The sequence below is a fragment of the Paenarthrobacter sp. AT5 genome (genome assembly GCF_032764245.1).
Taxonomy (GTDB): Bacteria; Actinomycetota; Actinomycetes; order Actinomycetales; family Micrococcaceae; genus Arthrobacter; species Arthrobacter ureafaciens.
Map to the genome: position 1 here is coordinate 1,915,232 of NZ_CP136441.1, position 22,747 is coordinate 1,937,978.

The window sequence follows — 22,747 nt, forward strand, 5'->3', positions numbered from 1 at the left end:
ACATTTGAGGAGTTTTCAAATGCACAACAATGACCAAAACAGGACGCGGCCCGGGCGCCCGCTCCGCTTTTGTATGTTTACTACCAATTCGCCCTCGGGATTCCCTGGCGCTCCCTGGAACCAGCCTCAGGCGGCGGGCCACGACTATCGCTCGTTGAAATCCTGGATGGAAATGGCCCGCGAACTCGAAGCTGCGAAGTTCGACGCTATCTTCTGGGCTGATCACTCTGGTGTCTACGACACCTACGCAGGCTCCCGGGATGCAGCCGTCCAGCACGGCGTTCAGTTTCCGATCAACGATCCGAGTTCGCTTGTCTCAGCGCTTGCGACTGTTACGGACCATCTAGGATTCGCTTTCAGCGCGAACGTGATTCAGGAGCACCCGTACAGCTTTGCCCGGCGTGTCAGCACCTTGGACCACCTCACTGAGGGGCGCGTCGCATGGAACATCGTCACTTCCTTTCAGCGTTCGGCATGGCGAAACGTAGGATACGAGGAGGTCGCCAGCCACGCTCAGCGCTATAAGCGTGCTGAAGAATACGTTGATGTGTTCTACAAGCTGGTCGAGGGCAGCTGGGAGGACCGTGCTGTAGTACGGGATCTCGAAACCGGAGTCTACGCGGATCCGGCCGCCGTTCATTCCGTCGATCACCTCGGCGACTTCTACCGCTCTGCTGGGCCACTGTGTGTCGAGCCCTCGCCACAGCGGTTGCCGGTCTTATTCCAAGCTGGCTCCTCCAATGACGGTCGGTCTTTCGCGGCAGGCAATGCAGAAGCAATATTCATTTCCGCAAAGAATCCTCGTGGTGCTGCCACCTTCGTCGAGGACATGCGGGCGCGTATGACGGAAACCGGCAGGCACGCAGATGACATCCTGATCTTCCAATCCGTATCTTGCATCATCGGAGCCACCGAGGAGGAGGCGCAGCACAAGGCTGAGGTCATGCGCTCGTATATGAACGATGAGGCAACACTTGCGTACCAGAGCTCAGGGATGGGTCTCGATCTCAGCTGCGTGGACCTCGACGCGCCTCTGGGCGACTTGGAAACAGATGCACTGCAGGGGAATCTCCGCGCCTTTATAGAAGCAGCACCCAACAAGGAATGGACCTTCCGTGAAGTGGTTTCGAAATCACTGACACCACATGTCGTTGGCACGGCCGAGCAGGTTGCAGACTGCATTGAGGAGTGGGCAGCATCGGGTATCGACGGCATAAACGTCTCCTTCATCAACGGGCCTGGGGAGCTCACTGACTTTGCCCGCTACGCCGTTCCCGAGCTGCAACGGCGCGGGCTCATGCAGAGCGAGTACTCGCCAGGAACTCTCAGGGAGAAGTGGTTCGGAACTCCGCGTGTCAACGATCGGCACCCCGCGGCGGCGTACCGCAGTGGAACTGCTGTTGAGTCTAAATCCCCAGTTGGATCTCTTGAGATGAGCTAGCAAACAACCCACGGAGGACGGGCGGTTCTCGTCATCGCCCCATCAAGCATTGTTGGGGTTGCTTAGACACCCTTGTTCTCGTGCAGCGGTACAGGGCAACCACATCTGCGATGTAGTGCAAGCCAGCGGTAATGAGTCTGGGCATAAATGTCCCATAATGCGACACTGCGCTCTGCAGTGTCTTGCCCTGGCGTTTATTGGGACAGTTTCTTAAGTCTCGATGATGTCAGGATTATCAGCATTACGCAGCACCAATGGAGCTTTGGGGGCCACTGATCCAGGCTCGGTGCGGGCCGGTCGCCCGCTGCGTTCCCATACGTGCAACCAATGAGCCCGAGACCATCCGTTTCTCACGATCGTCTTCTCGAAAACGCTGTAGGCAACAACTCCAACCCAAGCAGGATGAGGCAGTGACGGCCGTGCAGCCTCACCCCTACCCCCTCAATCACAAAGGGAAAATCCCATGAACAGCGAATTGGGCATAACAGTAGATGGCAACCATAATGCCTCCGAGGCAGGTGTGCAGACCACCCAAAACCATGGACAAGGACCCGTACGTCCTCAACAGGGAAAGAGGGCGTTTCTAGGTGCCATCTGCGGCCATATCTTTGAATGGTATGACTATGCAATATACGGGTTCCTGGCCGTATATATCGGCGCCAACTTTTTCGACTCAGGCGACCCCGCTGTGAATGTGATCAGCGCGTTCGCTGTCTTCGCACTGGCATTCTTTATAAGGCCGATCGGCGGAATCATCTTTGGCCCTCTGGCCGACAAGATTGGTCGAAAGACCACGCTCCTTCTTGTCCTCACCATGATGAGCGGGGCCACGATGCTGATGGGACTTCTGCCCACGACAGCGTCCATAGGTGTGATGGCGCCCGTAGTGTTGATCCTACTCAGGTTGGTTCAGGGTCTGTCTGCCGGGGGAGAACTCGGAACCATCAACACGTTCATCGCCGAGTACTCCTCGAAGGGAAGACGGGGATCAGCCACAAGCCTTATTGCAGCCGCATCGATTGTGGGGCTTCTGCTTGGGGCGTTTGTCGCTAACGGAATGAGTTGGGCACTTGGCACGGAGGCCATGACTGAGTGGGGTTGGCGTGTCCCGTTCTTGCTTGCGGGCCCCCTCGGACTTCTCGCGGTTTACATTCGAATGAAGCTGGAAGAGAGCCCTGATTTCAAGGCGCTCAAGGCAGAGAACGGGACTTCCAAGTCCCCGCTCAAAGAGACCCTTCGCCACCCCAAGCAGCTTTTCCTGGTGTTCTCGGCAGTCACCCTCTTAGGCTCGTCCATTTATTTGGTTATGACGTACTCGACTACATACCTGACAGCTGTCGTCGGCTTCGATTGGGGGCCGACGTTCGGATATGTAGTCCTCGCTGGGGCGATTGCCATTGTTCTTGCTCCGATCAGCGGGTACATCGGTGACAAGTTCACACGCCGTAAAAACTACCTGATTCTGACCTCCGTACTCGTTGCGCTGGCCATGGTGTGGTTCTTCTTCGCAGCTCCCGCCGCCACCCCAAGTACGCTACTGGCACCGTGGATCGCACTGTCAATCGCCTTCGGTCTTTTGCTGGGAAACCCACTGGCGATGATGAGCGAACTCCTGCCGGTTCGATTGCGGTCCACTGGATCCGCTATCGGATACAACGTCGCGATGGCCGTTTTCGGAGGATCTGCGCCGTTCATTGCGTCCTCACTCATCGCATGGACTCGCGACCCATCAAGCCCGGTGTGGTACTTCCTTTTCACCGCTTTGGTATCGGCCGGCGGACTCATGCTCATTAGGGACGGGGATCTGCTCGGGAAAGACCATTAATTCCCCGACTATCCCGTCGGCCCTCCAATTACCCAGCAAGACAGAGAGGCAGCACAAAATGTCGGTACTGCATACCGAAGTGCGCGGACACGTAGGCATCATGACCTTAAATCGTCCCGAGAAGCACAATGCCATGGACGCAGAAATGTTTGTCAGGATGGCTGAAACCTGGACAACATGGTCAGCCGACAGCAACGTGCGATGCGCAGTCGTGACGGGAGCAGGCAACAAGGCGTTCTCTGTGGGAGGGGATCTTGGCACACTCATTCCCGTGCTCACCGGCGCTAAACCGCCACAGAACGACTACGAGACGCTTTTGCTGGAGTCGCACCCCAAAGTACGTGACACAGCCATGCTCCGCGCGTATTTCCCCAAACCAGTCGTTGCCGCCATCAATGGTTTCTGCGTCGCTGGCGGAACCGAGTTCATTCAAGGAACCGACATCCGCGTGTGTACGGAGAACGCTACTTTCGGTCTACCGGAAGTGAAGCGGGCCATCGTCCCAGCGGGTGGGTCTCTCACTCGCCTGAGTCGACAGATTCCCTTCGCCAAAGCGATGGAGCTGATTCTGACGGGAAACCCGATGTCAGCAGCAGAAGCACTCCAATACGGCCTCGTGAACTATGTAACCACGCAGGACAACCTCCTAGACAAAGCGCTGGAGATCGCCAATGAAATCAGCGCCAATGGCCCGTTGGCCGTAGCTGCAGCAAAGAAAGCCGTGATTCAGAGCTCCGGCCTGACTTATGAAAATGCTTTTGTTCTTGAAGACGCGGCGTGGGACGAAGTGGCGAGATCAGAGGACGCTAAAGAGGGCCCCATAGCTTTCGTTGAAAAACGGCCCGCGGTATACGTTGGGAGATAGGCGCAAAAATGAACACACTTTCTGATAAAGCGTGCATTGTAGGCATCGGTCAAACCGAATTCACCAGAGGTACGGAGAAAACAGAACTTCGCCTGCTTCTCGAAGCGACGAAGAATGCGCTGGACGACGCTGGCCTGGAGGCGCATGAAATTGACGGCATAGTGGGGCCGCCAGTGGCCAGCACCTCTGAACAGCTTGCGGCCAACCTCGGTGTGAAAGAGCTGAAGTACGCATCGACCGTTCTGATGGGAGGGGCAAGCCCAGTGGTCGCGCTGCAAACAGCAGCTATGGCGGTAGCAAGCGGTGTAGCGGAAAATGTACTGGTTCCCCTGGGGTGGAACGGATATACGGATCGCAGAATCAGCAAGGTCGGAACAAATATTGAAGCGATTGCTGGCTCGCTGGGGTCCTACTACATTCCCCATGGAGCCGTCTCGCCAGTCCAGTGGTACGCCTGGTTGGCGACGAGACATATGGCCATGTACGGCACCTCACACGACGCGTTGGCAGAAGTCGCCCTCAGCAGTCGGGCCAATGCCCAGTTGAACCCCAACGCATTGATGTACGGTCGTTCACTGAACCGCGAACAGTATGACAATTCCCGCTGGATTTCAAAGCCCTTTAGAATGTTCGACTGTTGCCTGGAAAACGATGGGGCATGTGCGGTGATCGTGAGCTCTCCTCGACGGGCGCGCGATCTCCGCAAGAAGCCAGTCTTCATTTCCGGAATCGCGGAGGGACATCCATATCCGGCAGACGATTTCTCGTCGCGGGAAGATATTTTCAAGATCGGTTTGAGCGACGCCGCTCCGCGTGCCTTTGCTGCTGCCGGGGTTAAACATTCGGATATCGACTTCATGCAGGTGTACGACTGCTTCTCCTTTGTGGCTTTGCTTCAAATTGAGGCACTGGGCTTTTGCGAAAGAGGCGAAGTTGAGGATTATGTGAAGGATGGACGCCTGCGGTTAGGGGGAGAATTGCCCATGAACACCCATGGTGGTCTTCATTCCGAAGCACATATCTGGGGAATGAACCATATCAATGAGGCGGTCAGGCAACTCCGGGGAGAATGCGGAGACCGTCAGGTTCCTGACGCGCGTGTCGGTCTAGTGACGGGATGGGGAGACTTTGGTGACGGCGGATTGGCGGTTCTCCGAAATGACTGAGATGACAAAGAACCTTACGTTTATCAAGCCGGCTGCCTCCAAGTTGTCCGACGAATTTTACGGCCACTTCTCGCGCGGAAAGCTCTGCCTCCAGAGGTGTGTCGACTGCAGATCGTGGATTCATATTCCGAGAGAGATGTGCGCTCGCTGTGGTTCTTTCGACCTTGAATGGGACGAATGTTCAGGTCGGGCAGAGCTGTTCACCTGGACCGAGACCATACTGGCTCCGCTCGCCACTCTAAAGGAGGACGTTCCATTCACCGTTGCCCTTGTCCAACTTGAAGAGGGTCCGCGTGTTGTTTCCCGGATTGTGAATGTCGAATCCGGCGAGCTGGCTTTTGGCCTCAAACTGAAAGTGCGATTCGACAAAGTCGATCAGGACATTACGCTGGCCACTTTCGAACCTGCCTAAACTTCACCAGTCCATTAGAGAGAATCAGGAGGTACTCCGAATGCCGTGTGCTTCTGGTGTGTTAAACGGTCTTAGGGTCATCGATCTGTCGACCATCGTATTTGGTCCCTACTGTACGCAGATGCTTGCTGACATGGGTGCGGACGTCATCAAAGTCGAGTCTCCGGATGGCGACTTCTTCAGGCAGAGCGGAAGGCCCAAACAATCCGAAGATATGGGTCCTATCCATATGACTTTGAACCGGGGTAAACGCTCTATAGTCATTGATTTGAAGTCGGATGCGGGTAAGCAAACCCTTATGGATCTGATTCGCTCTGCAGATGTGTTCATACACAACATTAGGGGAGCTGCAATCCAACGGTTGGGGTTTGATTACGAATCGGTTGCGCTTTATGCGCCGGACATAATCTATGTGCATTGCGTGGGATACGGGTCCGGTGGCCCCTACGCGGACTATCCGGCCTATGACGATACCATCCAGGCCGCGAGTGGATTTATCGATCTCGTTGCCAGCACTTCGAGAACCTACGAGCCTAAGTTCGTCCCCACCATCGTGGCCGACAAAGTCAGTGGCCTGTACGCAACTCAGGCAGTTCTCGCCGCGCAGATACACAAGCATCAGACAGGTGAGGGCCAATTCGTAGAAGTGCCCATGTTCGAGAGTTTCGTTCATTTCCTGCTCGAGGAACACCTGTTCGAAAGAACCTACGAGCCACCTGGGGGTCGAATTGGGTATCGGCGCATCGTGGACAAAGACCGGAAGCCTTTTGCAACCGCTGACGGCTTTATCACTATCCTGCCCTATACGGATAAGAACTGGCATGACCTATTTGACTTGTTGGAGTGCCCGGAGGTCCTGTCCACTGTGCCTGTAGAAGGCTCTTTGCTCCGGGTTCAACACGTCGGTCGGTTCTACGAAGCTATAAGAGAACGAACTCCGAGCCGGACAACTGAGGAGTGGATGAGAGCGCTGACGAAGATCAACGTGCCGGCCATGCCTGTACGAAAGATCGAACACATTCTCGATGATCCACACCTGACGGCCGGCGAGTTTTTCAAGGTAGTGGAACACCCGACCGAAGGTTCGTACATTCAGATGCAACCGCCGGTCAGGTTTGGGGCAACCGGCTCCCCGGAGGTCGGTCATGCTCCGCGCCTCGGGCAGCACACCCAGGAAGTACTGGAAGAGTTGTCATCACTGGCAACCTCCGTTGACGTTGAAGCGGTGCGAGGTTAACCCATGACGAGAAATCTAGTCCTTTTCGAAGAAGCGAACGGTGTGGCGATCCTGACATTGAATCGGCCGGAGGTGTTGAACAGCCTTACGCCGGAAATGCACGTTCAGATCAGGGAAGTACTGGCAAAAATCCAGTCCTCACCGGAAGTCCGCGCGCTGGTTGTTACTGGCTCAGGAAGAGGTTTCTGTGCAGGCGCCGATTTGTCGGAAATCGATCTTACGCCTGATTTCGGTCTAATGGATCGAATCGACCCTGGGCGGCTGCTCAGCGAATCGTATAACCCCACCGTAAGGCTTTTCCAAGAGCTTCGCGTTCCCACGATTGCTGCTCTGAATGGCGTAGCCGCCGGCGCGGGCGCGTCTCTGGCGCTACTTTGTGACATGACGATCGCCCATCCAAGCGCTTATTTCATCCAATCGTTCACAAAGATCGGAATGATCCCGGATGCAGGGGCTACCTGGACTTTGGTCAACCGTATTGGCTATGGGCGTGCAATGGGCTTGTGCATGACAGGTGGTCGGCTTGATGCGAACCGGGCCAAGGAATGGGGGCTTGTGTGGGACGTCAGCGAATCGTGTCTACAGGACGCTGTGTCTCTCGCTGAGGACCTGGCCAGAATGCCGACGAAAGCACTTGCTGCCCTGCGGCAGACTCTAAGCGTCGCTTGCCATCAAGACCTGAATGCCCAACTGGAGGTCGAGACGAGTCACCAGTCGGCCCTTGGTCGGACCCAGGACTTCGTGGAGGGGGTCACCGCCTTTATGGAAAAGCGACCAGCCGTATTTGTTGGACGTTAATCTTCGGTGGAGCGCACATTCAAGCTTGGTTAGCGAGAGGGAAGAAACATCTTGAATCTAGTTAATACGTCTGTAGAGGACGGGGTTTATACGTTAGTGCTGAACTCGCCGGAAACGTTGAACGCAATGTCTTACGAGATGCTCGATGAGCTGAAGCTAGCCCTGGACGCGGTAAGAGCTGATAAGCACAGCAAGGCACTGATCCTCACAGGTTGCGGACGTGGTTTTTGCTCCGGTGCGGAACTGTCCGCAATGGATTCCCGTATGGCAAACGACAGTTTCGGTGCGGGCGTCAGTCACTTCATGACCTCTGTCTGTTCTCCTATCGTCGAGGCCATTCAAACAATGCCTGTTCCAGTCATCGGAGCGGTAAATGGGCCTGCGGTTGGTGGGGGGTTCGGCCTTGCCTTGGCTTGCCATGTCGTTATCGCCGCTCGAACGTCCTATTTCAGCGCCCCTTTTGTCCCAAAGCTCGGACTGATTCCGGACATGGGGGCGACATGGTTCTTACCTCGATACGTCGGTAGGGCCAGGGCGCTGTCGCTATGCCTCCTGGGTGAGCGACTGTCCGCGGCAGAGGCAGTGGACATGGGATTGATCTACAAGTGTGTGGATGATGAAGTGCTGGCAGAGGAGGCGCGGGCACTTGCGCGAAGGCTGTCTGAGGTGCCTCGAGAAGCGTTTGTCGATCTCTACGAGGCGCTGAGCTCGGCCGAAGAAAACTCCCTTGGCGAGCAACTGCACATAGAAGCTGAGCGGCAGGGTGTCCTCATTGAACTTCCTGCGTTCAGAGGGAGTTTCTAAGTTTCTTAGAAAGAGCTCCTAAATGGTTCTGATCGGGCCCAATGATATGTCTGCAACAGGCCGGGCATACTTCGGTTTTTTGGCTAAGGAGTGGCATGAACGAAACCAGATATAAGGACGTGGTTGGTTACGTCGGGCTGGGAAACATGGGAAGTGGAATAGCAACCCACTTGGTCGAGGTAGGCGTGCGCCTAGTCGTATTCGATCTGAATCCGGAAGCGATCGCCGCGGTCGTGGCGAAGGGGGCGAAGAGTGCGGGTTCCTTGGAGGAACTGGCTGCAACAAGCGCCGTCATCATCGTTTGTGTTGATCCTCAGAAGCAAGTAGAGCGGGTGGTTGACGAACTGGCCGAGTTCCTGCGCCCCGGTCAGACGGTCATTATCCAGTCGTCCGTGTCTCCGGCGTTGGTGATTGAGATGGCGGAGACAATGGCGCAGAAAGGGGTGAAGCTATTTGACGCCCCTGTAAGCGGCAGTCACGAAGATCGGCGCAATGGCACACTGTCAGTTCTCACCGGTGCCACCGCTGAAGGAGTGGAGGCCGAGCGCGCTCTTCTTGAGTCGATCGGCCGCCCGCTCTACCTGGACGCTCTCGGAGGCGGAGAAGTAGCCAAACTCGCCAACAACGCGATCATGACGGTGACACGTCTGGCTACGATTGAATCGTTGGAATTCGGTCGTGCCTTTGGAGTGTCGGAGGAGAATCTGGCTAAGGCAATCAAGATCAGCAGTGGCGGCTCCTGGGTACTGGACAACTGGGAGTATTTCGACGAACAGCTCAGATCCGGGTTCACCTTGCGGATGTCAAGCAAGCAGTCGAGAGAGATTATCGAGACAGCGGAAAACCGCGGCGTCCACATGCGAATGACCGAGGCTGCCTTGGAACACTCCAAGATCATTCATGAAGCCCGTTATGCCCACTTGACCGGCCAAGAACCGCAGGCATCTGCAAGCATCTGACCTTTCCGGCGCACCGGCACGTTCGGACGAAGGATGGTCTTCTGCGTCGGCAGAGCGCGCTGTGCGAGAGGGCTCCTAAGGGTGCAGGCGACGCCCTGTTCGTCTTCACTTGGTTTGCCCGCTTTGCCTCGGCGCGAACAAGTTGAACTCCCCGACCACCTTTTGGCCGGCTACGCCCAACCTCGCTGCACTCCGGCCCTGGGTACTCGGCTGGTTCACGACGACATCAGCGGCGGCAGCCGCGGGCTTCCGCATTTTGAGCGGAAGGCAGTAATGAGACGGTGCAGCAGCCGCCACAACTGTCGGCTGCTGCACCAACCACAACAACCAAGGAGGCAAAGCTGGACATTCAGCGTCTTGGAGACGTCAAAACGCTGCTGGGGGAAGGCCCTTACTGGGATCCGACCGCTGGCGTACTGTACTTCGTCGACATCCTGGGATGCGCAATCTGGCGGTACAGCCCGGATGAGGACTCATTCATTAGTTGGCCGACCCCTGTGCCGCCCTCAGCAATCAGCCGCACAGCGGACCAGCGGCTGGTCGCGGTCCTTGCCGACGGGTTCTACGAGTTCCATCCTGTCCGGGGGACTTTTGACCTCATCGCAAAGGTGGAGTTCGAGAATGATGTAGAGCAGATCAACGACGCAAAGGTGGACCGGCAGGGACGCTTTGTTGCCGGTACTACCAACAACAAGTCAGGGCAGCCGGTTGCGGGCCTGTACAGTTTCGACGGCGAAAAAGTCACCAAGCTTGATGATGGGTTCACCATCTGTAACGGCCCGTGCTGGAGCCCGGACGGCCGCAGGTTCTACATCGCCGACACGATTCCCAACATCATCTACGCCTACGACTACAACACCGCCACCGGCGCTATCTCCAACAAGAGCGTCTTCGCGGACACCTCCGGAGTCAGCGGGCTCCCCGACGGGGCCACGGTCGACGCCAACGGCCGGGTGTGGTGGACCTTTGTCGGAAGCGACGGGGGGCTGATTTGCTACAACCCTGATGGAGAAATCCACCAGCGCCTGTCCACTGGCATCAAATCGATGACGAGCATCCAGTTCGGTGGCGAGATGTTTGACACCATATACCTGACCTCCCTGGATCCTGAGAAGGTTGGCCGACCCAAGGGTGATCCTGACAGCGGCGCCCTGTACAAGATTGAACAGACCGGCGTAATCGGCCTGCCTGAACCGCTTGCCGCCCCCATCGTGTATTCGCAGAGCACTAGGACACGATGACCCGGCGGAAAGATCCCTAATGAGCCCATTCACCCCTTGGACCCAGGGCTGAACGCAGTGCCAAAAGAAGGCAGCATTTTCGACCGCTCCTTTGCTTCAAGAAGGTGGCCGCGCCGTGGTGCAGGTGGTAGACCTCGCGGATGACGTAGCGTTTGAATCTCCCTTCGGCGGTTCTGCGGGTGGGTGGAATTTCATCTTTACCTCTACCGCCACGATCAGGTTTCGGCAGCTGTTCCGGGTCCGATCCCGTAGGCGTCCAGCAGCTGTGGCGCGGTGCGGGTGACAGGGTCCTCGATCATCCTGGCTTGTTACTTGGCCTCGGCATCCAGGTTCAGCCAAGGCCTGGCGATGGAACGCAGGGCATGGCGGATGGAATCCTCGGGGGTGAAGAGTCCGGGGGACGGGGGGGCTCCAACGCGGGCAGCCTCGCGGCTGATACTCCGGAGTGCATTTCTGTCATGTCGTGCTCACAAGGACACCTTCCCGCAGGAAGCAGAGATCCCGTGGGAAGGTATCCGGCTCTTCGTGGTTGATGGTGAAACAGGTTCCGTGTCTTGAAAGCTGAAGGTCTCGTAGCCCCGCTGTGATGGATGTTCTCTACGCATTCATCAAGTCAGGAGCCACGAGCCTTGATCGAGCCTACTTCCCCGCGCCCCGATGCTGCCACCGCAATTTTCAACCTGCCCGACTACCGAGTCATTGATACTGAGGTCCTTGCCTTCGGGCAGCGGCGGATCCGCGTCGTGTCCACCGCCGAGGCCGGCTGCCCCTCGTGCGGTGTGATCAGCACCCGCGTTCATTCCCGCCGGCCACAAGGGCTGCGTGACATCCCTGTCGCCGGGCCGGTCGAAGTGGTCTGGGCCAAGCGGAGATTCTTCTGCGATGAGTACCTGTGCCCCCGCCGGACATTCACTGAAGAGACCGCTCAGGTCCCGCGCCGGGCTCGGTCCACCCAGCGGCTTCGTGAGGCCCTGGTGGCCGCTGTCATCGGCTCCGGGAGGGCGGCTGCGGAGGCCGCCGTTTCGTTCGGTGTCTCGTGGTGGCTGGTCCAGCGGCCTTGGATTCCGCGGCGCTGACGCTGCCCGACGTTGATGCACTGGCACCGCGGATGCTCGGCATCGATGAACACCGCTACCGGTCCGTGCGGTTCTTCCGCGACCCCGCCACCAAGGCCTGGAAACGCTACGAACCCTGGATGACCACCATCGTTGATCTGGACACCGGACAAGTCCTTGGCATTGTGGACGGCCGTGACAGCGAGGGCGTCGGGAACTGGTTGCTCCGGACCCTGCAGGCCACCGGCTCCCTCGCCGACGCTGCCGCCGCGAAAGACCAGCTTCAGGCATTGGTGGTGAAAGCAGGGCAGCCCGAAACCAACCGGCTCTGGCGCACGGTCTGCCGCTGGTGGAAAGAGATCGAAGTCCTCATTGTCACCGGCGCGACAACCGCGAAAGTGGAAGCCAACAACACCGCGATCAAACAGATCAAACGGACTGGCCGCGGATTCACCAACGCACGCAACTACAAAACGCGTATCCTGTTGCGCAGTGCCGCCAGAACAGCGGCATGAACATCCCTCACGGCAGAACATTCACCACGAACCGTGAAGAGCCAGGTATCCACCAACAGAGCCAAGGAGACAGGAGACCGGTTCGCATAGGTTGATGCACGAGCCCTCAAACAATTCGGCGCGGCTGTTAACGTTGCGAGGCCGGTCAGTTTAGTCACTGCTCGTGCAGGGTGACAAAGCTCTCGACGGGCTCTCTCGTGCTGCTATAGCGGTAGGCAGCTGCATCCTTGTCCGGCCAACCGAACGAGATGCCGAAAAGCAGCTTTCGTTCATCAGAAACTCCCAGTTCCCGGCGTATCGTGTCGGCAAACATGGCAAGGCTGGTCTGGGGGACCCCGGCAAGACCGCGCGCTGTAAGGGCCAATAGGAAAGTCTGTGCAAACATGCCCAGGTCGGAAGCAACACGGACAGAGTCCCCAACCTCCGGCATGAACAGGAATGCAACGTGAGGTGCACCATGAAGATATAGATTCTGCGCGGATACTGAGCGTCGCTTTTGGTAATCCTGGCGGTCGATTCCAAGCGCTTCGTGGTACGAGGCTCCTTGGGCGTGTCTGCGGACGCCGAACGCCCCCGTGTATGCAGCACTATCGAACGAAAAATCCGGGCTAAGAACGTCTGCTGCCTCGGCCTCCACCACTGCAGCAATGAGACGGTCACGGGCAGGACCCGAGACGACATGGACTTCCCATGGCTGGGTGTTGCAATTGGAGGGCGCCCACAAGGCATCAGCAAGAGTCTCGCGCAAGGTCAGCTCATCCACAGGTTGCGGAAGGAAGCTACGGCAAGACCGACGCTCCCGGACAAGTGTTTGGAAAGACGATGCCAAGCTCGTTTCGGCCGGCACCGGGCGCGAGCGATCGATTTGACCGTCTGTCAGGCCGCGAGTCATCGGCGATCACCGGCGGCCACGACGGCTCGCTCAACCTTTGGAGTCGCAGCAGCACCCGTCTGTGAGCCTGCTGGTCTGAACAGCGTCAATCCCTCGGCCGCCTTGGTCCGTATGTTCCCAACATCCGATCCAATTGTCAGGAAGTCGGCCTCCTCGTCAAAGCCGTACCCCGCCGGTGCTCCGAGTCGGACCCCCATCGGGCGGACAGACGCCAGAAGCTCAGTCCAGACTTCGCGGATGTGCTCCCGGTCGGCGTACGTGTCCAGACCGAGATCCTGAGAGAGGTCGGCCGGGCCGAAGAAGAGGTAATCGATGCCCTCGACCGCTGCAATCTTCGCCGCGTTTTCGATGCCCGCCATTGTCTCCAAGAGCGGCACCAGCAGCACGTTCCCGTTGTGGCGTAGGCTGCGGGTGTGCCAGTCGGCGCCATCGAAATTTGCTCCAGGTGTTTGTGGGCACTTGCCTCGCCCACCTGGCTGATACCGCGTCGCCCTCACAAGGCGTTCAATCTCTCCTGCGTCCTCCGCTTTAGGTACGACAATTCCATGTGCACCTGCGTCGAGCGCCTGCTGGACCGAGGCCGCGGTCGGCTCCAGAACGCGAATCAGGGGAACGGCCCCACCCATCTCTACGGCACGGACATGACCGACGGCGGCAGCGAGGTCAATCATCCCGTGCTCTCGATCGATGATGACGAAGTCAAAGCCGGTCGTGGCAAAGATGGCGCTGGTCGTGGGATCGTTCGACATTACGAACGCGCCTATAGGCCGCTGTCCCCGTCCTACCAGTGCATCGAAGCGTTCTCTTGCGTTGGTTCTCATCGTTACGCCTTTCCTGTGTTTTATCCGTCGAGTGACGGTATGAGGGCGACCTTGATCGGGCGTTCTTCGGTGTTGAAGGACGCGACCTGGATGGCATGGGCAGCCTGGGAGAGGCCGAAGCGGTGAGTGACCAGTTCCCCCCAATTCGTGCCCTGCTCCTGCATCTCGACTGCAAGTTTGAAAGCGGCTTCCACAGTGTGGGGGTGCGAGAGCGCGTGCACGAGGGTCACTTCCTTGCGCAACAGGGCCAGCCAGTCCACCGACCCACTCCGTGACACCGAAACGTTCACAATCGTCCCCTGTTGACGCACGAGGCGCACCGCCAGCTCTTTGGCCGCGGGGGCTCCGGAAGCCTCCACGACATAGTCGACCTCACGGAGGGTGGCACGGACCTCTTTGACCAGCTCGTCCTCGGCCCCCGGAGCCGAAACCAGCGCGCCCTCTGCTCCTAGGCGGGTGGCAGCCGTGAGTCGTTCTGAGTCATGCTCTACGCCGGTTACGCATATCCTCGCGCCGGCCCGCCGCGCCACGGCAGCGCAGGCAAGACCCTGCGGCCCTGGGCCGACCACGACGACGCGATCTCCGGAGCCGATACCGGCAAAGTTGTTCCACCGCAGGCCGTTGGCCAAGACGGAACAAGCAAGGAGAGCCGACTCAAGGTCCAGTTCGTCTGGCACACGGTGGACAAGCGCACGTTGAGGCACGAAGACGTGCGTTGCATATCCACCCCACAGGCCGGGGGACCTGGTCAAGGAAATGTGTCCGTAGCCTTCGCGGCCGGGATTGTTTTCACATGAATAGTACTGGCCCCTGTCGCAGGTCGGGCAGCCATCGCACGGCCAGCGCGCTTCGACGGTTACACGGTCGCCGACCTCGATGTCACGCCCGACCGGTTCGCCGGCCGCCACGACGCGGCCGATAATTTCATCACCAAAGATCAGGGGGGCTCTCTCATTGAGAGTGTCGAATGCTCCACGGAACATGTGGATTTCAGAGCCGTCTACGCCTGCTATCTCGACTTCGACCAGCAGATCACCCGGGGCTAGCTCCGGCAGTGGAACGGATTCGATTTCGAAGACTTCCGGTCCTTTGTAAACGACCGCGGTTGCAGTCTGGGGACCATCGTGTCCGGATTCGACCGGCATGGAATCGCTCCTGACTTCCTGTATTGGGTTTAAGACCGTCTCAATAGTGGCCATTCCGGCTAAGCGATGGCCATGGACGAGCGTCGTGAAAAAAGGCTTAACGTCAGGACACGGGTTCTTCTCTTCCCGGACACAGGCAACGCGCGCTGGCCAGTAACAGGTCTCCGGTCAGCGGCGAAGATACCTGCAGTCGGCCCCACGAGCGTCTATTCCCGGATATAAGTACGGGTACGTTCTACGTGATCATGATTCGAGCAAGGGGATCTCAAGTTCCGCGGTCTCGCGGATATCCGGTGGTCTTGACGAGGTCAGTGGTGCCGTCTCACCCGACTTTCGGCGCACAGACCCGGGTGCCGGACATGGCACTCGCGAGTAACACTCGCCGCGACCCTGACTGAAAAGTCCTTCGTTCAATGGTTTGCGCGTTTTTCACGACACCCGTCCATGGCCGGTGACTAGCCGGGTTGGCCAGTATTGAAACATCAGATGCAACAACGCCCAGGCATTTAGGACAGAGCTCATGGCCTCCCTGCTGAAGAGCTCGTGGACTTCGTCGACCACGTTGTCGCGGAACCGCAGAAGCGCGGCGCTTCCTCGCCTCATACGCCCAAGGGACTGTCCGCGAGCAGCGGGTCTTTGCCCCGTCCGATAACCAATCCACCCACAACCAGAAAGCTTGGTGAACCAGTCATGAACACAGCACTCCAGCAGCAGACCATCGATCCCCGGGCGTTCCGTGACACTCTCGGACATTACGCCTCCGGAGTCACCATCATCAGCGGCATCGATGAATCGGGACCGATCGGGTTCACCTGCCAGTCCTTCTTCAGTGTCTCCACTGAACCGCCGCTGATCTCTTTCAGCGTCATGAAAACTTCCACCACCTATCCGCGCATACGCCAGACCGGGAAGTTCGCCGTGAACGTACTCTCCCACCACCAGCACACCGTTTCGAACCAGTTCGCCAGGAAAGGCACCGACAAGTGGGCCGGCATACCCTGGACTGGCACCCAGGCAGGCAACCCCGTCATCGAAGACACCCTGATGTGGCTTGACTGCGACATCTGGGCCGAACACGACGCCGGCGACCACCTCATCGTTCTGGGTAGGGTCAACGAGCTGAGCCCGGCGGACTGGCACATCCACGAACCCCTCCTGTACTTCAAAGGAAAATACCGCTACCTCCGGGCTGACGAGGAAGCGTCCTGACCGAGTCGCAAACCCTCAGGTCGCGCCCTCGGCGACATACGAGGGCGAAGGAGCGGTCCCTTCGAGGGAGTTGAAAGGACGACATGAGCATCATCGCGCCATCCCCCGCTCTCGGGTCTCGACCCGGGGCCCCAATCGACGTACCCGCCGGTCACACCGTGATTGCTGCTGTCATCGAATGGCGCGGCAAGGTTGCGCTGTTCAGAAGGAGCCGCAGCCTTGGCCACGACAACGGACGTTGGCACTGCATCACGGGATTCGTTGAAGCCATGGCAACGCCTGAACAGCAGGCCTTCGAAGAGTTGTTTGAGGAAACGGGGTTGCAGGCGACAGACCTCCTGGACTTCCGCCGGGGCCCGGATGTGGTGATCGCTGACGGGTCGGGGACCCCCTGGCTCGTGCACACCTTTACTGCCGTAACCTCCCGCCGCCGGCTGCGTCTAAATTGGGAACACGACAGCTACCGGTGGGCTGCCCCGCATAAAGCGAAACGTTTCGCCAACCGGGTCAGCTGGCTGGACAGCGTGCTCGAGGCAACCGGCCACCACCCTGCCGCCGAGACAGCACCTGCCTCGTGGGCCGGCTCGATAACCGGAAACCAGCCAGACGGGCTGGTGAGCAAATGGCACGGACTTCGATAGCCGGGACGGGGTCTGGAATCAGCGACACCTTCCGGTTCCGCATCGAGGGGACAGTTGAACACGGGGATGCGCGGGGACGCCGGCTCGGTTTTCCGACCGCCAGCATCACCGTGCCGGATGAGGAAATTCGGGATGGCGTCTGGGCAAGCAAGGTCTGCCTCAGGTCGAAAGGGAAAGACGAGACTTACGCTGCCGCTGTCTCCATAGGACGGCGCCCGACGTACTGCCGCAAAGGAACACGACTGCTCCACCTTCTCGACTACACCGGCGACCTGTACGGGCGCAATATTGAGGTAACTTTATACGCCCACATCCGCGCCCAACGAAGTTTCCGTGGACCGGATGAACTCGCAACACAAATCCGTGGCGACGTGGTCCGCGTGCGTTCCTGGGCCGCCGCGGCTCTCCAGTCCATGGAGGACCGAACAGGGGAGAGCGCAGCTCCAAGGGGAATCCAACAAGCCCCAAGCCGCGCCTGTTACTCCGGGGCACCGGCCCCGGGACCAGCGTGCCCTGACGCGTCAGCGTCCGATAGCCACGAGACGCCCCACCGGGCAATGCCTCTTGACCAGGTCGAGTGGGGCAAGCTCATCAACGCGCTGGTGGAAGTCCGACGTTACGGCCGGGTCAACAGAACCGGCATAGTCGAAGACGCCATGCCGGACTCCTCCGTGCTCTGGATTGCTGCAGACGCTAATGATCCACGCCAACTTTTTGATGCATCCCAAGGCCACCAGGTGTGGGTCACGCCCCGGCAATTGCCCGGGGCCCTCCGCTACAGAATGACCGCGGACCAATTCTTCAAACCCGGCTCCGCACAGATCGTGTAGGCAACCCCACCCATTGATTCGGGAGCGTCCAACCACGGTCCGGCACGCAAAGGACCAGGATCCTCAACGGCCGCGCCTCTCTTAAGGCTTTTACATCGCTGCACTCACAGTCGAGGGCCGCAGTCAAGGGGCACTCACCCGCCAGCCGCGTCACCAAACTCCGCGGGTAATACAGTTGCTGGCTCCCTCCCAGCTCAGGCCCACCGCTGATCGTCGATGCGAAAGGCTCGCATCTTGCGGTACAGGGTGGAGCGCGCAATACCCAGCAGCTCGGCGGCGGCGAGTTTGTTCCCGCGGCAGTCGTCCAGCGCTGCCAGGATTGTCTCCCGCTCAGAGCGCTGGAGGGACGGGAGTGGGCTTCCAGCGGCCTGTCGATACTCTGCCGGAAGATGAGTGTCCCCGATGTCTGCGCCCCGGGCACGTAGTCGAGCCGATGCGAGCACGGCTCTGAGTTCGCGAATATTTCCAGGCCAGGGTTGGTTCCCGAGTGCCCGCAGGGCGGCGGGCTGAACGCGCGCTGATGGACCGCCGTCCTCGCGGAGCAGTGCAGTTGCGATATCGGGGATGTCCTCGGGACGCTGTCGCAGTGGAGGAAGTTCGACACGTACCCCGAAGTGGTCAAGCAGTCGCGCGGCCTGGTTGCCGAGATCGGTTGTGGTGGCGGTCGCCACAACACGTGCGGTGTGAGGACTTCCAAGAAGGGCTGCGAGAAGGGCAATGTGGCTCGGAGGCAGAACTTCGAGCTGCCGGATGATGACGGGTTCCGGGCCGTCAAGTTTGCTGCGGATCTGCATAGCCCAGTCCTGCTCGACTGCAGCGAGTGCGGCCTCGAAGATGACGGCGTTGCCACCTGCAACGCGGGTGGCAACGCGGGTCTTTCCTGTCCCGGCTTCACCGGTGAGCAGGACGTCGCGCCCGGAGCGGGCTGCGGAGTCGACATCGCTGAGCGTTCGGCGCCACGTTGCGCTGCGCCCAGGCAGGTCTGGGTCAGATACCGGCTGGACCGATTTGCGGTGTGGTGATCCCGAGCCAGGACTCCGAAGTTCGACGACCACTCCTGCGGCGCCGCCGGGCCGCTCGCCCACCATCCTGCCCCACGCCTGGACCACCGCTCCACTGCGCAAGGTGACTTCCGACCTGATCTCAGTGCGTTGGGCCATCGATGCTGTGGCCCATTCCCAGAGCAGGGCATGATCTGTGGGATCGAGCAGCGTGGCTGCCGCAGTGTTCTTGATCAGGAAGTCCTCGTTGAGGCTGACGACTGCGGCGGACGTGCGGCGTGAGGCTCCGAGGAACTCCTCAAGGAGCATGCGCTCCCGCAACGACGACTCGGCATACATGCGCGCCTTGATCTCCCGCGCTGCCGATTGCAATAGCGGGACCATCAGGCCATGGGTGTCCAGGTAGTTACAGGACACACTGAGCACCCCTGTCAGGTTCCGCCTTAGCGGATGATGCAAGGGTGTGCCCGCGCACGTGAAGCTCTGAAGGTTCTCCCGGTAGTGTTCCGCTCCGGTGATGATGACGGGGTTCGATGTCTCGATGACGCTGCCGATGCCGTTGGTCCCGATGTGTTCCTCGCTGTAACTGGAACCCGGGACACAGAACGCCTCGTCGAGGTAACGCGAGTACATGTTGCCGGAGGCCCGCCGATCGAGGATTCGGGCCTCAGGATCCGCCAGAATGACGGCCGTGCCAGTCGGGAGCTGATCTGCGAGCCAGTCCATGACAGGCGTGGCGGCCTCACTGAGTAGCCTATTGGCCCCTTCGGAGAGCGGGAAGAATGGTACGTCGATCTCGTCCGGAGCTACGCCTGACAACTTCGACCGACGCCACGACGTCATGATCTCCGGTCGAACCTGGATATCCGGCTCCGGCCGGAGATCGGAGAGAAAATCTTCGCGAGCGTTGCGAACGACCCGCTCCCGATGGTCAAGAACCACGTGGCACCTCGCTGTGCTTGCAGTGTGATGAAAGTCAACCGCCGTTGCGGTGTGGTCTAAGTCAACCTCAGTGAGCCGCGACACGACTGTCCCATAATGCTACACGTGCCCGGGAGTGTCCTGTCCTGCCTCGTAATCGGACAGTTTCGCGAGCACCGAAGAAGCCAAGATTCTCATTAGGACCAGACACCCAAGGAATGGTTCTCACAGCCATCTAGCAGACATGAGGAGCAGTGACATGGCATCAGTGAAGGAGACGCCCGGGACGAATGAACAGGTTCCGGTAGACGTCGAGGCCATCATCATCGGTGCGGGGTTTGGAGGCCTGCGTTCCCTGTGGGAGCTCCGCTCGCGCGGCATCTCCTCCAAGGTCCTGGAGAAGGGATCGAACGTGGGCGGCACCTGGTACTGGAACCGCTACCCGGGGGCACGTACCGACAGCGAGAGCTGGGTGTACTGCTATTCCTTCGACAAGGACCTTCTGCAGGAGTGGGACTGGAAGGAGCGCTTCCCGACCCAGTCTGAGGTCCAGGCCTACCTCGAGCACGTCGCTGACCGGCACGACATGCGCAAGGACATCGAGTTTGGTGTCACCGTGACGTCCGCGATCTTCGATGAGAACTCGAACGTGTGGACGGTGACTACCGATGCTGGCGCGACGTACACCTCGCGCTACGTCGTGGCGGCGACAGGTCAGCTGGGGATCCAGCACCTCCCGGTCGAGGGAGTCGAGAACTTCAAGGGAATCGCGTACCACTCCTCGAGCTGGCCGAAGGAACCAGTGAGCTTCGAAGGAAAGCGGGTCGCGGTCATCGGAACCGGAGCTACCGGGATCCAGATCATCCCCTTAGTCGCCCAGGAGGCCGGAAGCCTGACGGTCTTCCAGCGAACACCGAACTTCGTCATGCCCGCCCGGAACTACGCCCTGACCGAGACCCACCGCGCTGCCATCAAACGCGACTATGACGACGTTTGGGCCAAGGTCAGCGAGCAGCCTTTCGGTATGGCATTCGATCCCGTTAACCGTGTTCTCGGGGACACCGAACCCGCATCCAGGGACCAGGTGCTGGAGGCCGGCTGGGAGGCCGGCGGCTTCCGCTATGTCTTCGAGACGTTTGATGATCTCCTGACCGACGAGGAGTGCAACGCTGCGGCTTCCGAGTTCGTGCGGAATAAGATCCGGGCGATCGTTAAGGATCCCGCGACTGCTGAGCTGCTGTGCCCCACCGATCACCCGGTGGGAGGTAAGCGTGTTCCTCTCGGCCATTTCTACTACGAAACTTTCAACCGCGACAATGTGAGCCTGGTCGACGTCAACGCGAACCCCATTGAGCGGTTTACCGAGAACGGGCTGATGACGGCCGATGGTGAGCTCGAGTTCGACGTCGTGATCATCGCCACCGGATTCGATGCCGTGAGCGGCGCGCTTACCCATATGGACGTCCGTGGTCGCCAAGGCCTGTCGATGAAGGAGCGCTGGGCCGATGGCGCTGAAAGTTTCATGGGGGTAATGGTCGACGGGTTCCCGAACTTCTTCACCATCCTCGGCCCGCAGGGCCCCTTCTCGAACAACCCCCCCGTTATCGAACACCAGGCGGAGTGGGTCGGGAAGGTCATCACTTACTGCGAGCAGCAGGGCCTGGCTGCGGAGGTGTCGACCGAAACAGTCGAATCCTGGTACCGGACAGCCAAGGAAGCCTTCGATTCGACAGTTCTCGCTGCGGGCGAGCAGGCGCACAGCTGGTACCTGGGAGCGAACATCCCCGGTAAGGCGCACCGCATCCTCTACTGGTTCGGCGGCTCGCCGGCCTACAACGACATGCTCGACCGCACCGAGGAAGCTGGCTTCCACCTCATCGGTGCACGACAGGCCGCACCCGTCGCCTGACACTGGCCCTCCCGGCCCGAAGGTCAGTCAGGCCCCGGGATCAACGGCACTGCTTGGCGGCACTACGGCTAGGCGAAGCTGGCGCCAACATCAACCCTGTTTAATCACACATCTTGAACGGAGCAGTCAATGGCATTTCTCGACGTCGAAGAGGGCAAGCGCGTCTACTACGAGCACTACCGCGGGGACAAGACCCCCGTGGTGCTCGTGCACTGCTGGGGAGGCACCGCCCAGCTCTGGAATTCAACGCTCAGCGCGCTGCTCAGCGCGGGGCACGAAGTGGTCAGGCTGGACCAGCGCGGCTGCGGACAGTCTGACAAGGACTTCTCGGACGCATCCATTGGGGCGATCGCATCCGACGTCGTCGCCCTTGTCGAGCACTGCGGATTGGACAAGCCGGTCATTAACGGCTGGTCCTTGGGTGGTGCAGTTGCAGTGGAGGCTGGGTCGCGGCTGGGCGACAATCTCGGTGGGCTCGTTCTGACAGGTGCCGCCACCCCTCGTTTCACGCCCACCGAAGGCTGGCCGTACGGCAACGACCGTCAGGGAAGCGAGGACACCTTGGCCCTGATGGCTCAGGACCGTCCGGCAGCGATGAAGGGTATTGCAGACGCATGCTTCGCCAAGCCGGTGTCGCCTGAGCTGTCCGCATGGGCATGGAGTCAGTTCGCACTGAACGGGCCTGTAGCTGAGCAGAGCCTGCGTGAGCTGCTCGATATCGACCAGCGACAGCTCGCTCGCGAGTTCAACAGGCCGGTGCTCGTCGTCGCGGGGGACGAGGACGCTTTTGTGCCGTACGACGGCGTCTTGGCGGCGGTGGATCTGTTTCCAAGTGCCCGGCTGGTGAAGATGGAAGGATGTGGGCACGCTCCGAACATGGAGAACCCGAGCGCGTACAATGCCGAGCTGCTCTCCTTCCTTCGGGAGATCGGCGAGGGTCGTGGCGCTCGGCATGATGTCGCCGAGAACCTCAACCTCGTGTAGCCCCCCGGAAATCAGGAGCCGCCGCATCGACGATGCCGGCGGCCACCTGTTTCACCTGAGACTGGCCGCCGTCATG

General features: G+C 59.5%; 21 protein-coding genes. 17 read left to right on the plus strand and 4 right to left on the minus strand.

Annotated features, from left to right (window positions below):
* The first annotated feature begins 73 nt into the window (after positions 1-73).
* The 12 genes from RI444_RS08770 (at position 74) to RI444_RS08825 (ending at position 12,318) form a co-directional block, all read left to right on the plus strand.
* Complete coding sequence (locus tag RI444_RS08770) at positions 74-1,441, plus strand: NtaA/DmoA family FMN-dependent monooxygenase (protein WP_207605900.1); 1,368 nt, start codon at positions 74-76, stop codon at positions 1,439-1,441.
* 463 nt (positions 1,442-1,904) lie between these two features.
* The gene (locus tag RI444_RS08775) at positions 1,905-3,266 is read left to right on the plus strand and encodes an MFS transporter (protein ID WP_316963888.1); all 1,362 of its coding nucleotides are present in this window, start codon (positions 1,905-1,907) and stop codon (positions 3,264-3,266) included.
* 58 nt (positions 3,267-3,324) lie between these two features.
* A complete protein-coding gene (locus RI444_RS08780) occupies positions 3,325-4,131 on the plus strand; it encodes an enoyl-CoA hydratase-related protein (RefSeq protein WP_207604606.1) in 807 nt (268 codons plus the stop codon).
* Between the two features lie 8 nt (positions 4,132-4,139).
* Positions 4,140-5,297 (plus strand): thiolase C-terminal domain-containing protein, encoded by a 1,158-nt coding sequence (locus RI444_RS08785; protein WP_207604607.1) that lies wholly within the window; start codon positions 4,140-4,142, stop codon positions 5,295-5,297.
* Entirely contained in the window at positions 5,290-5,709 is a 420-nt protein-coding gene (locus RI444_RS08790) for a Zn-ribbon domain-containing OB-fold protein (RefSeq protein WP_207604608.1), read from the plus strand. Before RI444_RS08785 ends, RI444_RS08790 begins: the two co-directional genes overlap by 8 nt.
* 121 nt (positions 5,710-5,830) lie before the next feature.
* Positions 5,831-6,946 carry a CaiB/BaiF CoA transferase family protein gene (locus RI444_RS08795; RefSeq protein WP_242703062.1) on the plus strand — a complete coding sequence of 372 codons (1,116 nt, stop codon included), beginning with the start codon at positions 5,831-5,833 and terminating at the stop codon, positions 6,944-6,946.
* Positions 6,947-6,949: 3 nt separating this feature from the next.
* Positions 6,950-7,744: an enoyl-CoA hydratase-related protein gene (locus RI444_RS08800; protein ID WP_207604610.1), complete on the plus strand. Its 795-nt coding sequence runs from the start codon at positions 6,950-6,952 to the stop codon at positions 7,742-7,744.
* 126 nt (positions 7,745-7,870) lie between these two features.
* On the plus strand, positions 7,871-8,548 hold the full coding sequence (locus tag RI444_RS08805) for an enoyl-CoA hydratase/isomerase family protein (protein ID WP_316963889.1): 678 nt from the start codon (positions 7,871-7,873) through the stop codon (positions 8,546-8,548).
* Between the two features lie 95 nt (positions 8,549-8,643).
* Positions 8,644-9,507, plus strand: a complete 864-nt coding sequence (locus RI444_RS08810; protein ID WP_207604612.1) for an NAD(P)-dependent oxidoreductase — start codon at positions 8,644-8,646, stop codon at positions 9,505-9,507.
* 281 nt (positions 9,508-9,788) lie between these two features.
* Complete coding sequence (locus tag RI444_RS08815) at positions 9,789-10,748, plus strand: SMP-30/gluconolactonase/LRE family protein (protein ID WP_207604613.1); 960 nt, start codon at positions 9,789-9,791, stop codon at positions 10,746-10,748.
* A gap of 629 nt (positions 10,749-11,377) precedes the next feature.
* Positions 11,378-11,824, plus strand: coding sequence for a transposase family protein (locus RI444_RS08820; RefSeq protein WP_242703063.1), 447 nt, complete (start codon positions 11,378-11,380; stop codon positions 11,822-11,824).
* A complete protein-coding gene (locus RI444_RS08825) occupies positions 11,788-12,318 on the plus strand; it encodes a transposase (RefSeq protein ID WP_242703064.1) in 531 nt (176 codons plus the stop codon). The genes RI444_RS08820 and RI444_RS08825 overlap by 37 nt, the downstream gene beginning before the upstream one ends.
* Positions 12,319-12,472: 154 nt before the next feature.
* Here RI444_RS08825 and RI444_RS08830 read toward each other — a convergent pair whose 3' ends face one another.
* The 3 genes from RI444_RS08830 to RI444_RS08840 form a co-directional block, all read right to left on the minus strand.
* Positions 12,473-13,081, minus strand: a complete 609-nt coding sequence (locus tag RI444_RS08830; protein ID WP_242703065.1) for a nitroreductase — start codon at positions 13,079-13,081, stop codon at positions 12,473-12,475.
* Between the two features lie 125 nt (positions 13,082-13,206).
* The gene (locus RI444_RS08835) at positions 13,207-14,031 is read right to left on the minus strand and encodes an HpcH/HpaI aldolase family protein (RefSeq protein ID WP_207604615.1); all 825 of its coding nucleotides are present in this window, start codon (positions 14,029-14,031) and stop codon (positions 13,207-13,209) included.
* Between the two features lie 20 nt (positions 14,032-14,051).
* Complete coding sequence (locus RI444_RS08840) at positions 14,052-15,176, minus strand: zinc-dependent alcohol dehydrogenase (RefSeq protein WP_207604616.1); 1,125 nt, start codon at positions 15,174-15,176, stop codon at positions 14,052-14,054.
* A gap of 690 nt (positions 15,177-15,866) precedes the next feature.
* Here RI444_RS08840 and RI444_RS08845 point away from each other — a divergent pair.
* The 3 genes from RI444_RS08845 (at position 15,867) to RI444_RS08855 (ending at position 17,856) form a co-directional block, all read left to right on the plus strand.
* The gene (locus tag RI444_RS08845) at positions 15,867-16,385 is read left to right on the plus strand and encodes a flavin reductase family protein (protein ID WP_207604617.1); all 519 of its coding nucleotides are present in this window, start codon (positions 15,867-15,869) and stop codon (positions 16,383-16,385) included.
* 83 nt (positions 16,386-16,468) lie between these two features.
* The gene (locus RI444_RS08850; RefSeq protein ID WP_207604618.1) at positions 16,469-17,026 is read left to right on the plus strand and encodes an NUDIX domain-containing protein; all 558 of its coding nucleotides are present in this window, start codon (positions 16,469-16,471) and stop codon (positions 17,024-17,026) included.
* Positions 17,008-17,856: a riboflavin kinase gene (locus tag RI444_RS08855; protein ID WP_207604619.1), complete on the plus strand. Its 849-nt coding sequence runs from the start codon at positions 17,008-17,010 to the stop codon at positions 17,854-17,856. Before RI444_RS08850 ends, RI444_RS08855 begins: the two co-directional genes overlap by 19 nt.
* A 194-nt stretch (positions 17,857-18,050) precedes the next feature.
* Here the strand turns inward: RI444_RS08855 and RI444_RS08860 are convergent, their stop codons facing one another.
* Positions 18,051-19,799, minus strand: a complete 1,749-nt coding sequence (locus RI444_RS08860; RefSeq protein WP_207604620.1) for a sigma-54-dependent Fis family transcriptional regulator — start codon at positions 19,797-19,799, stop codon at positions 18,051-18,053.
* Positions 19,800-20,037: 238 nt separating this feature from the next.
* Here RI444_RS08860 and RI444_RS08865 point away from each other — a divergent pair, with 238 nt between their 5' ends.
* Both RI444_RS08865 and RI444_RS08870 read left to right on the plus strand, forming a co-directional pair.
* Positions 20,038-21,687: a flavin-containing monooxygenase gene (locus tag RI444_RS08865; RefSeq protein WP_207604621.1), complete on the plus strand. Its 1,650-nt coding sequence runs from the start codon at positions 20,038-20,040 to the stop codon at positions 21,685-21,687.
* Positions 21,688-21,816: 129 nt separating this feature from the next.
* A complete protein-coding gene (locus RI444_RS08870) occupies positions 21,817-22,671 on the plus strand; it encodes an alpha/beta fold hydrolase (RefSeq protein ID WP_207604622.1) in 855 nt (284 codons plus the stop codon).
* Positions 22,672-22,747: the final 76 nt, after the last annotated feature.